Origin of the sequence: Sphingomonas sp., from assembly GCF_013812825.1 — a bacterium.
Classification (GTDB): domain Bacteria; phylum Pseudomonadota; class Alphaproteobacteria; order Sphingomonadales; family Sphingomonadaceae; genus Sphingomicrobium.
In genome coordinates this window covers 97162-108202 of sequence record NZ_JACCSU010000068.1, presented here as the reverse complement: position 1 = coordinate 108202, position 11041 = coordinate 97162, and the positions used below count along the sequence as shown (strand labels likewise).

The following is an 11041-nucleotide window of genomic DNA, read 5'->3' as shown; positions in this document are numbered from 1 at the left end:
CCCGCGTGCCCGCGGGCCGGAGCGCGGCTGATGCGCTTCGTGATCATCCTCGCCTTGCTGCTCGTGCTCGTCGTAGCGGTGATGATGCTGATGCGCCCGTCGGGCCCGCGCGTCACCCACATCGAGCACCGCCGCGATGAAGACGAGAGTGAGGATCGGGAATGATGCTCGTCTCGCTTATCGTCGCGATTGCCATGGCCGCGTCCGCACCCTCGGAAGCGGAAATCGGCGGGAAGTCCAGCCCCAAGGCTCTGCGCGCGCTGCACGCCTACGGGCGATGCGTTGCCATCGAGCGCCCGGTCGCGGTGCGCGCGCTGCTCGACTCGGATTTCCGCGATCGCGCCTACGGGAAGGAAATGCGCAAGCTGGTCAACCGGCCTGCTCCGTGCCCTGGCGTCAGCGTTCCCAGGGGAGCCTATTCGTCGGGCACGTTGCTGTGGGGCGGTGCGCTTGCAGAAGGCCTGCTGCGCCGCGACGGAAGCCTCGACGATCTGGCCGCGCGCACGGGGTACAACCCGGCGCTGCCCGCCATCGAGGCGCGCAATGCCGGCGAGCTGATGGCGTTCTGCGCGGTGCGGAAAGACGCGGCAGCGGTTGCTCGGCTGCTCAAGACGGATCCCGCGACAGCCGCCGAATATGACGCCATCGTCGCGCTTGGCCCGGTGCTCGGCGGATGCCTTCCGGCCAACAGCAAGTCGCGCTTCACCCGTGAAGCGTTGCGCGCATTGCTCGCGCTTGGCGCCAATCGCCTCGCTCAACACAATTCGACGGCGGCGAGATAATGCCAAAGGTTACCGTCGACGGCATCGAGCTCGAGGTCCCGCAGGGCGTGACCGTACTGCAGGCGTGCGAGCTTGCCGGCAAGGAGATCCCGCGCTTCTGCTATCACGAGCGGCTGTCGATCGCCGGCAATTGCCGGATGTGCCTGGTCGAAGTCGCTCCGGGTCCGCCAAAGCCGCAGGCGAGCTGCGCTCTGCCCGCCGCCGACGGCCAGACGATCCGCACGGATACCGCGATGGTGAAAAAGGCGCGCGAGGGGGTGATGGAGTTCCTGCTCATCAACCACCCGCTCGACTGTCCGATCTGCGACCAGGGCGGCGAATGCGACCTCCAGGACCAGGCGATGGCCTACGGCCGCAGCTTCTCGCGGTTCGAGGAGAACAAGCGGGCGATCGACGACAAATATATGGGCCCGGTCATCAAGACCTCGATGACTCGCTGCATCCAGTGCACCCGCTGCGTCCGTTTTGCCGAGGAGGTCGCGGGCGAGCCGGAGCTCGGCATGCTGTACCGCGGCGAGGACGCGCAGATCACATCCTACCTCGAGCGCGCAGTGACCAGCGAGCTGGCCGGCAACCTGGCCGACATCTGCCCGGTCGGGGCGCTGCTTCAGAAGCCGCAGATTTTTGAGAGCCGTCCGTGGGAGCTGCGCCGGGTGCCGGCGATCGACGTCATGGACGCAGTTGGAAGCAACATCCGTCTGGACGTCCGCCAGCGTCAGGTGATGCGCATTCTGCCGCGCATCAACGAGGACGTGAACGAGGAGTGGATCCACGACAAGACGCGCCATCATGTCGATGCCCTGGTGCGCAATCGCCTCGACCGGCCGTGGGTGCGCCCAAAAGAAGGCGAGGGCGCGGGCAAGCTGCGCGAAGCCGACTGGGGCGAGGCGCTCGATGTCTTCGCCGCGCGGCTGAAGAAAGCGGGCGCCGGCGTCGCGGCGATCGCCGGCGACCTGCTCGACGCCGAAACCATGTATGCGGCCAAAAAGCTGCTCGAAGCGCAGGGGTCGGCCCTGCTCGAAGGCCGCCAGACCGGCCTTGCTTATGACATTTCGAGCCTGTCGGCGGTCGCGTTCAACTCGACGATTGCCGGGATCGAGAGCGCCGACGCGGTGCTTCTGGTCGGCACCAACCCGCGCTGGGAAGCGCCGCTGATCAACACCCGATTGCGCAAGGCGGCGCGCAAGGGCGCGAGGATTTTCGCCATCGGGCCGGAAGTCGACCTCGGGATGCGAGTCGAGTGGATCGGCAACGATCTCAAGCTGCTGGGCAAGATTCCAAAGGGAGTGTCGGAAGCCTTCGAAGCGGCGGAGCGCCCGGCGCTGATCCTCGGGCCGGGGGCGCTCGCCGGCAATGCCCTGGGCGCCGCGCTCGCCTTGGCCGGGCCGCTCAGGCTCGTCCGCCCTTCGACAAGCTCAGGACAGGCTGCCTGGAACGGCTTCAACGTCATCCACACCGCGGCGTCGCGAATGGCGGGGCTGATCCTCGGCTACGCGCAGCCCGGAGGAATCGCCGACATCGAGGCCGCCGAGCCGCAAATGGTGTTTCTGCTCGGGGCCGACGAAGTCGCGGCCGACCGCTTCAAGGGCGCGTTCAAGGTCTACATCGGCCACCACGGCGATGTCGGCGCGAGCAGCGCCGACCTCGTTCTGCCCGGCGCGGCCTACGCCGAGAAGCACGGCACCTACGTCAGTCTCGAAGGCCGCGTTCAGCGCGGCGAGCGCGCGGTGTTCCCGCCCGGCGAAGCGCGCGAGGACTGGGCGATCTTGCGGGCAGTCAGCGAGCTGGCCGGCCAAGCGCTTCCGTTCGACAGCCTCGACCAGCTTCGGGACTCGATGATTGCCGACTATCCCGAGCTCGGCCGCGACGGCCTCATCGATCTGCCCTGGGCACCGCCGGAGCTCGACTCGAAGGCCGAGGGTGCGGTGCGCTATCCGATCGCCGATTTCTACCTGACCAACGCGATCTGCCGGGCGAGCCCGACCATGCGCCGCTGCTCGGAGGAGCTGCTCCACGGCCGCGAATTCCGCGAGGCGGCGGAATGACCGAATCGTTCCAGAACTGGGGCTTCACCTACGAATGGTCGTGGTTCTTCGCGACCATCGCCGGAATCCTCCTGATCGCCTTCCCGCTGATGCTCGCGGTGGCGATGATCATCTATGCGGACCGCAAGATCTGGGCGGCGATCGCGCTTCGCCGCGGGCCCAACGTCGTTGGTCCCTGGGGGCTGCTGCAAAGCTTCGCCGACGGTCTGAAGGTGTTCCTCAAGGAAACCATCATCCCGACCAGCGCCAACAAGGGGCTGTTCCTGATCGCGCCGGTCGTGAGTTTCACCGTCGCGCTGATCGTCTGGGCGGTGATTCCGTTCGACGTGGGAGTGGTGCTCGCCGACATCAACGTCGGCTTGCTCTACGTGCTCGCCGCGTCGTCGCTGGGCGTTTACGGCGTCATCGTCGCCGGCTGGGCGTCCAACTCCAAATATCCTTTTTTCTCGGCGCTTCGAGCGGCGGCGCAAATGGTCAGCTACGAAGTGTCGATCGGCTTCGTTCTGATCAGCGTCGTGCTCTACACCAATACGTTCAACCTGAGCGCGATCGTGCTTGCGCAGCAAGGTCACGTGTTCGGCTTGCTGAACGGCTTCGGCTTCAATCCCCTGCTGTTCCCGATGGCTGTTGTTTTCCTGATCAGTTCGATGGCCGAGACCTTCCGCACTCCGTTTGACCTGACCGAGGCGGAGAGCGAGCTCGTCGCCGGCTTCCAGACCGAATATTCGTCGATGAGCTTCGCGCTCTTCTGGCTCGGCGAGTACGGCAACGTCATCCTGATGTGCGCCTTGAACGCGATCCTGTTCTGGGGCGGCTTCCTCCCGCCGCTCAACGTCGACCTCATTCCCTGGTTCGATATCCCCGGGATCTTCTGGCTGTTCGGCAAGATGCTGTTCTTCTTCTTCGTCTTCAGCTGGGTTCGAGCGACCATGCCGCGCTACCGCTACGACCAGCTGATGCGGCTCGGCTGGAAGATCTTCCTGCCGCTCAGCATCACATCGGTCGTCGTCGTTTCGAGCTGGCTGATGCTTACCCGCTATGGAGTTGGCTCATGAACCCGCTGCAGTGGCTCAAGGCCTTCACCTTGTGGGAAATCGTCCGTGCTCACGCGCTGACCTTGAAGTATTTCTTCAAGCCCAAGGCGACGATCAACTACCCGTACGAGAAGAACCCGCAGAGCCCGCGTTTCCGCGGCGAGCATGCACTTCGCCGCTACCCGAACGGCGAGGAGCGCTGCATCGCCTGTAAGCTGTGCGAGGCGGTCTGCCCGGCGCTGGCGATCACCATCGAGTCCGAGCCGCGCGAGGACGGTTCCCGGCGCACCACCCGCTACGATATCGACATGGTCAAATGCATCTATTGCGGGCTGTGCCAGGAATCCTGCCCGGTCGATGCCATCGTTGAGGGCCCGAACCTCGAGTTCGCGACCGAGACGCGCGAGGAATTGCTCTACGACAAGGCCAAGTTGCTCGCCAACGGCGACCGATGGGAACAGGCGATCGCCGCCAACCTTGCCGCCGATGCACCCTATCGATAGCCGCTCCAAACAGGGCCCTCAGACTTGATCGGACTCATCGCCTTTTACCTGTTCGCGACGGTGACCATCGCTTCGGCGGTGGCGGTGATCTTCGCGCGCAACCCGGTGCACAGCGTGCTGTGGCTGATCCTCGCCTTCTTCAGCGCCGCCGGGCTGATGCTGCTGGTCGGGGCCGAGTTCATCGCGCTCCTGCTGGTCATCGTCTACGTCGGCGCGGTCGCGGTTCTGTTCCTGTTCGTGGTGATGATGCTCGACGTCGATTTCGCGTCGCTGCGCTCGGGCTTCACGAAAAACCTGCCGCTCGGGATTCTGATTGCGCTGCTGCTGCTGGCCGAGATCGTCATCGCGGTGAGCGCTCGCAACGCCGGGCCTGCATCGGGGGCGATCCCGGCGGTCCGGCAGCCGAACATCGTTGCCATGGGTGAGCTGATGTACAGCCGCTATTTGCTCCCGTTCGAGATCGCCGGACTGGTCCTGCTGGTGGCGATGATCGGCGCGATCGTCCTCACTCACCGCAGCCGCGGCGACACTCGCGGGCAGAACGTGTCCAAGCAGATCGCCCGTAAGCCCAAGGACGCGGTCCGGCTGACCCAGCCAGCGAGCGGCGAGGGGGTCGAGCTGTGATCACGCGCTTCGTGAAAGCACGCCGATCATGATCGGCTTGGGCCATTATTTGACCGTCGCCGCGATCCTGTTCGTGCTCGGTGTGCTCGGCATCTTCATCAATCGCCGCAACGTCATCCTGATGCTGATGGCCATCGAGCTGATCCTGCTCGCCGTGAACATCAACCTGGTCGCCTTCTCGGCCTTCCTCGGCGACTTGACTGGGCAGGTAATGGCGATGTTCGTGCTGACCGTCGCCGCGGCCGAGGCGGCGATCGGTCTTGCCATCCTGGTGATCTTCTTCCGCCGCCGCGGCTCGATCGCGGTCGACGACGTCAACCGGATGCGCGGCTGATGGATATCTCGCTTCAGCTGATCGTCTTCCTGCCGCTGATCGCGGCCTTGATCGCCGGCCTCGGCGGGCGCCTGATTGGCAATTTCGCAGCCAAGCTGATCACCACCGGCGCCTTGCTCGTCGGCGCGGCCCTGAGCTGGCCCATTTTCCTCGATTTCGTGGCGGGAAACACGCAGCCGATGGTCATCGACGTCGCCGAATGGATCAAGTCAGGCGACATGGACGTGACCTGGGCGCTGCGGGTGGACGCATTGACCGCGGTGATGCTGGTCGTCGTCACGACCGTCTCCAGCCTCGTCCATGTCTACAGCTGGGGCTACATGGCCGAGGATCCCGGCCAGCCTCGCTTTTTCGCTTATCTGTCGCTGTTCAGCTTCGCGATGCTGATGCTGGTCACCGCCGACAACCTCGTCCAGATGTTCTTCGGCTGGGAAGGGGTCGGCCTCGCCTCCTATTTGCTGATCGGCTACTGGTACCACAAGCCGTCGGCGAACGCGGCCGCATTGAAGGCCTTCATCGTCAACCGGGTCGGCGATTTCGGCTTCAGCCTCGGCATTTTCGGCACCTTCCTGGTGTTCGGCACCGTCTCGATCCCGGCAATCCTCGAAGCCTCGCCCGGAATGGCCGGATCGACCATCGGCTTTGCCGGAATGCGCGTCGACACGATGACGCTGTTGTGCCTGCTGCTATTCGTCGGTGCGATGGGCAAGTCGGCCCAGCTCGGCCTTCACACCTGGCTGCCCGATGCGATGGAGGGCCCGACTCCGGTCAGCGCCCTGATCCACGCCGCGACGATGGTCACCGCCGGCGTGTTCATGGTCTGCCGGCTGTCGCCGATGTTCGAGGTCAGCGTCGTCGCGCAGCACGCCGTCATCTACGTCGGCGCGGCGACCGCGATCTTCGCCGCCACGGTCGCCACCGCCCAGAACGACATCAAGCGGGTGGTCGCTTATTCGACCTGCTCGCAGCTCGGCTACATGTTCTTCGCCGCCGGGGTCGGCGCCTACGGCGCGGCGATGTTCCACTTGTTCACGCACGCCTTCTTCAAGGCTTTGCTGTTTCTTGCCGCCGGCTCGGTCATCCACGCGATGCACCACGAGCAGGACATGCGGTTCTACGGCGGTCTTCGAAAGCAGATCCCGGTCACTTTCTGGGTGATGGTGATCGGCACCCTGGCGATCACCGGAGTCGGCATCTTCGGAATCGGCTTTGCCGGCTACTGGTCGAAGGACGCGATCCTCGAAAGCGCCTATGCGAGCGGCAGCGTGCCGGGCGGAATCGCCTTCTTCCTCGGCGCGCTGGCGGCACTGCTGACCAGTTTCTACTCGTGGCGGCTGATCTTCCTGACCTTCTACGGCGAGCCGCGCTGGGCCGCGTCCGAGCATATCCAGCACGCGCTGCACGGCGAGCCTGACGCGCCCGACCAGGAGCATGGCGACAGCGCTCACGGCACCGCCATGCCCCCGGCCGGAACGGGCGGATATCATCCGCACGAAAGCCCGTGGACCATGCTGGTGCCGATCGGCCTGCTGGCGCTGGGCTCGATCCTCGCCGGCCAGCTGTTCCAAGGCATCTTCATCGAGGCCGAGCATGGCGCGGCCTTCTGGAACGGCAGCGTCGCGTTCGACGAACATCTCGCCCATGCCGCCCACGAGGTGCCGGCCTGGGTCAGATACACCGCAACGGTCGTGATGCTGATCGGGCTGGCGATCGCCTACAACAATTACCTCCGCCGCCCCGGCGCCGCCGCCGGCTTCGTCGCCCAGTTCCCCGGATTGCATCGCTTCGTCCTCAACAAATGGTATTTCGACGAGCTCTACGACCGCATCTTCATCCGCCCGGCCTTGTGGTTCGGACGGCTGTTCTGGAAGCGCGGCGATGAAGGCACGATCGACCGCTTCGGCCCGCACGGCGCAGCGTACGCGGTCGGCGTCGGCAACAAGCTCACCGCCCGGCTGCAGTCGGGTTATCTCTACAGCTACGCCTTCGTGATGCTGCTGGGGCTGATCGGCGCGGCGAGCTGGGCCGTCTGGTGGGCCCAATGAACGAACTTCCAGTGCTGTCGATCCTGGTCGGCCTGCCGCTGGTCGCCGGCATGGTCTGCCTGTTCGTCAACGCGGGCGCCGCTCGCTGGATCGCGCTGGCCACGACGCTGGTCGAGCTCGCGATCGGCGCCTGGCTGTGGAGCGCCTACGACCCCGACGGCCCGCAATGGCAGTTCGTCGAACGAGCGGATGTCGGCGGTGGAATCGCCTGGGCGCTCGGCATCGACGGAATCGCTTTGGTGCTGATCATGCTGACGCTGTTCCTGATGCCGATCTGCATCGGGGCGTCGTGGCGGGCCATCGAGAAACGGGTGCCCGAATATATGGCCGCGTTCCTGCTGATGCAGGCTTTGATGGTCGGCGTGTTCGTCGCCCAGGACCTGTTCCTGTTCTACATCTTCTTCGAAGGCGGCCTCATACCGATGTACCTGATCATCGGCATCTGGGGCGGGCCCGAGCGCATCAAGGCGAGCTACAAATTCTTCCTCTACACGCTGCTCGGCTCGGTGCTGATGCTGATCGCCATGCTGTACATGGTGCTCGAGGCCGGCACGACGTCGATCCCGGCGCTGATGGCGCACGACTTCCCGGTCAATGCCCAAATCTGGCTGTGGCTCGCCTTCTTCGCCAGCTTTGCCGTCAAGATGCCGATGTGGCCGGTCCACACCTGGCTTCCCGACGCCCACGTCGAAGCTCCGACCGCCGGTTCGGTGATCCTGGCGGGAGTGCTTCTGAAGATGGGCGGCTACGGCTTCATCCGCTTCTCGCTGCCGATGTTCCCGGAAGGATCGGCGACGTTCGTGCCGCTGGTGTTCATCCTGTCGGGGATCGCCGTCGTCTATACCTCGCTGGTCGCCCTCGTGCAGCGCGACATGAAGAAGCTGATCGCTTACTCGTCGGTCGCGCACATGGGGTTCGTCACCTTCGGCCTGTTCGCGTTCAACCGGCAGGGCATCGAAGGGGCGATGATCGTCATGCTCAGCCATGGCCTCGTCTCGGGCGCGCTCTTCCTGTGCGTCGGGGTCGTCTACGACCGGCTGCACAGCCGCGAGATCGACCGCTACGGCGGTCTCTCGAACAACATGCCCGGCTACGCGCTGCTGTTCATGCTGTTCACCATGGCCGCGGTCGGACTGCCCGGCACCAGCGGCTTCGTCGGCGAGTTCCTGAGCCTGGTCGGCACGTACCAGGTGTCGACCTGGGCGGCGATCGTCGCAACGACCGGGATTATCCTCGGCGCGGCTTACATGCTGTGGCTCTATTGGCGGATCGCGTTCGGCACCGCCCGCACCGCCGAAGCGGCCGCGATGCCCGACCTGTCGATGCGCGAATGGTGGCTGCTGGCGCCGATCGCCGCGGCGGTCTTGTGGATGGGCGTCTACCCGGAAAGCTTCCTGAGGCCGATCCGGGCCGACGTCGGGCGGCTGCTCGAGCGCGTCGAGCGTGCCGCTCCCAAAGGCGATTCCGTGCCGACCGCCGGCAAGCCCCAAGCCGCCCCTGAAGCCCATCAAACCGAAGCGGCCCACTGATGAACCGTCTGATGCCCATCCTGCCCGAGCTGATCCTGACCGTCGGCGCACTGCTGCTGATGATGGTTTCGGCGTTCGTCGGCCGTCGCGGCTCGGGCCTCACCAGCTGGGCGTCGGTCGCGCTGCTGGTCGCCGCGAGCGTTGCGCTGATCGGGCCGCCGTCCAGCGCCGGGGTCCTGTTCGGCGGACTGATCGTCGCCGACGCGTTCGGCTCGTTCGGCAAGGTGATCATCTTCCTCTCCTCGGCGGTCGCGATCATCGCGGCGCACGGCTGGTTCGAGCGCGGCACCGAGCACAGCCCCGAATATTCGGTGCTGATCCTGTTCAGCGCCATTGGCGGAGCGGTGACGGTCTCGGCGACCAATTTGATCATGCTGTACATGGGGCTCGAGCTGCTCAGCCTGTCGAGCTACGTGCTCGCGTCCTACCGCCGCGGCGACGAGCGCTCGGCCGAGGCAGGCCTGAAATATTTCGTCCTTGGAGCGCTCGCCAGCGGCATCCTGCTCTACGGAATCTCGCTGCTCTACGGCTTCACTGGCACAATGACCTTTTCCGGGCTTGCGGCCGCCTTCGCGCGCGACGGCGCGCCCTCGCTGGGGCTGCTGTTCGGCCTCGTGTTCCTGCTCTCCGGGATCGCCTTCAAGATCAGCGCCGTTCCGTTCCACATGTGGACGCCGGACGTCTACGAGGGCGCTCCGACCCCGGTGACCGCCTTCTTCGCCTCGGCGCCGAAGGTCGCGGCGGTGCTGCTCGCCACCCGAGTCTGCCTCGACGCGCTCGAGCCCGCGACCGACGCCTGGCGGCAGATCGTGATCTTCGCGGCGCTCGCCTCGATCTTCCTGGGTGCGGTCGCCGCCTGGGGACAGACCAACATCAAGCGGCTGCTTGCCTATTCGTCGATCAACAATGTCGGCTTCGCGCTGATCGGCCTCGCCGCCGGCGGGGTGAAGGGCGCGTCGTCGGTGCTGTTCTACATGGCCATCTATGTGGTGATGACCTTGGGCGCATTCCTGTGCGTGCTGCGCATGCGGACCAGGGACGGTGAGCCGACCGAGCGCATCGAGGATCTTGCCGGCCTGTCGCAGGCGCGCCCGGGTTTCGCCGCGGCAATGGCGATCTTCATGTTCAGCCTCGCCGGAATCCCACCCCTGTTCGGCTTCTGGCCCAAGCTGCTGGTGTTCAACGCAGCCGTCGACGAGGGACTGATCGCGCTTGCCGTCGCCGGCATCGTCGGGACCGTGGTCGGCGCCTATTATTATCTTCGGATCATCAAGATCATGTACTTCGACGAGGCCCCCTCGCCGCTGGTGCGGGTGAGGGCCCCGCTCGAGCGGCTGATGATCCTCATTGCAGCGCTGATCGTCTCGCCGCTCGGCTATCTCCTGATCGGGCCGCTCGGCGACTACGCCGACCGCGCCGCGGGATCGATCTTCTGACCCGCATCCGAATCGTCGAGCGGACCGGCTCGACGAATACCGATTTGCTGGGAGATCATTCCGCGGTCGAAGGCGACTGGCTGGTCGCGCTGGAGCAATCGGGCGGCAAGGGCCGGCAGGGGCGAGCCTGGGTTTCTCCGCGGGGAAACTTCTTCGGCAGCACCTTGGTCGAGCTGCAGCCCGGTGACCCGCCGGCGCCGTCGCTGTCGCTCGCCGCGGGCCTGGCGCTGATCGAGGCGGTCGACGTCGCCGCGCCCAATCTTTCGCAGACCGCCGGGCTGCCCTTGATGCTCAAATGGCCCAACGACCTGCTGCTTGGGCCCGACAAGCTCGCCGGAATCCTGCTCGAACGGAGCGGCGAGCGGGTGGTCGCCGGCTTCGGAGTCAATCTGGCGTTCGCACCACGCATGCCGGACCGGACGGCGGCATCGCTTCGCGGCGCGGCGAGTCCGCAGGCCTTCGCGCCGCTGCTCGCGGCAAGCTTCGCCCGATTGCTGGCCTTGTGGCGAGCAAGCGAGCCCGCCGCCGTCGCCCAGGCGTGGCAAATGCGCGCCCATCCCGTGGGTGCGTTGCTCACGGTTCACATCGGTGCGGACGATCGGGTCAGCGGCCGCTTCGACGGAATCGAGCCCGACGGGGCGCTGCGGCTGCGCACCGACGAGGGCGTCGAGATCGTGCGGGCCGGGGACGTCGCCTTGTGAACCGGCGA

11 protein-coding genes are annotated in these 11041 nt (G+C 65.8%); all 11 read left to right on the top strand.

Annotated features, from left to right (window positions below):
* Positions 1-30: 30 nt before the first annotated feature.
* From H0T81_RS09530 to H0T81_RS09480, 11 genes are read left to right on the top strand one after another with little or no spacing between them, the layout of a single operon-like run.
* Positions 31-165, top strand: coding sequence for a hypothetical protein (locus H0T81_RS09530; protein ID WP_294012283.1), 135 nt, complete (start codon positions 31-33; stop codon positions 163-165).
* Positions 165-782: a hypothetical protein gene (locus tag H0T81_RS09525; RefSeq protein ID WP_294012280.1), complete on the top strand. Its 618-nt coding sequence runs from the start codon at positions 165-167 to the stop codon at positions 780-782. Before H0T81_RS09530 ends, H0T81_RS09525 begins: the two co-directional genes overlap by 1 nt.
* On the top strand, positions 782-2827 hold the full coding sequence (gene nuoG / locus H0T81_RS09520) for an NADH-quinone oxidoreductase subunit NuoG (RefSeq protein ID WP_294012277.1): 2046 nt from the start codon (positions 782-784) through the stop codon (positions 2825-2827). The genes H0T81_RS09525 and nuoG overlap by 1 nt, the downstream gene beginning before the upstream one ends.
* A complete protein-coding gene (gene nuoH, locus H0T81_RS09515) occupies positions 2824-3882 on the top strand; it encodes an NADH-quinone oxidoreductase subunit NuoH (RefSeq protein WP_294012274.1) in 1059 nt (352 codons plus the stop codon). Before nuoG ends, nuoH begins: the two co-directional genes overlap by 4 nt.
* On the top strand, positions 3879-4364 hold the full coding sequence (gene nuoI, locus H0T81_RS09510; protein ID WP_294012271.1) for an NADH-quinone oxidoreductase subunit NuoI: 486 nt from the start codon (positions 3879-3881) through the stop codon (positions 4362-4364). The genes nuoH and nuoI overlap by 4 nt, the downstream gene beginning before the upstream one ends.
* 24 nt (positions 4365-4388) lie before the next feature.
* Positions 4389-4988: an NADH-quinone oxidoreductase subunit J gene (locus H0T81_RS09505; protein WP_294012268.1), complete on the top strand. Its 600-nt coding sequence runs from the start codon at positions 4389-4391 to the stop codon at positions 4986-4988.
* Positions 4989-5016: 28 nt separating this feature from the next.
* The gene (gene nuoK / locus H0T81_RS09500) at positions 5017-5322 is read left to right on the top strand and encodes an NADH-quinone oxidoreductase subunit NuoK (RefSeq protein WP_294012265.1); all 306 of its coding nucleotides are present in this window, start codon (positions 5017-5019) and stop codon (positions 5320-5322) included.
* On the top strand, positions 5322-7367 hold the full coding sequence (nuoL, locus tag H0T81_RS09495; protein ID WP_294012262.1) for an NADH-quinone oxidoreductase subunit L: 2046 nt from the start codon (positions 5322-5324) through the stop codon (positions 7365-7367). Before nuoK ends, nuoL begins: the two co-directional genes overlap by 1 nt.
* Positions 7364-8896, top strand: a complete 1533-nt coding sequence (locus tag H0T81_RS09490) for an NADH-quinone oxidoreductase subunit M (RefSeq protein WP_294012259.1) — start codon at positions 7364-7366, stop codon at positions 8894-8896. Before nuoL ends, H0T81_RS09490 begins: the two co-directional genes overlap by 4 nt.
* On the top strand, positions 8896-10332 hold the full coding sequence (nuoN, locus tag H0T81_RS09485) for an NADH-quinone oxidoreductase subunit NuoN (protein WP_294012256.1): 1437 nt from the start codon (positions 8896-8898) through the stop codon (positions 10330-10332). Before H0T81_RS09490 ends, nuoN begins: the two co-directional genes overlap by 1 nt.
* Positions 10320-11033, top strand: coding sequence for a biotin--[acetyl-CoA-carboxylase] ligase (locus tag H0T81_RS09480; protein WP_294012408.1), 714 nt, complete (start codon positions 10320-10322; stop codon positions 11031-11033). Before nuoN ends, H0T81_RS09480 begins: the two co-directional genes overlap by 13 nt.
* Positions 11034-11041 lie beyond the last annotated feature (8 nt).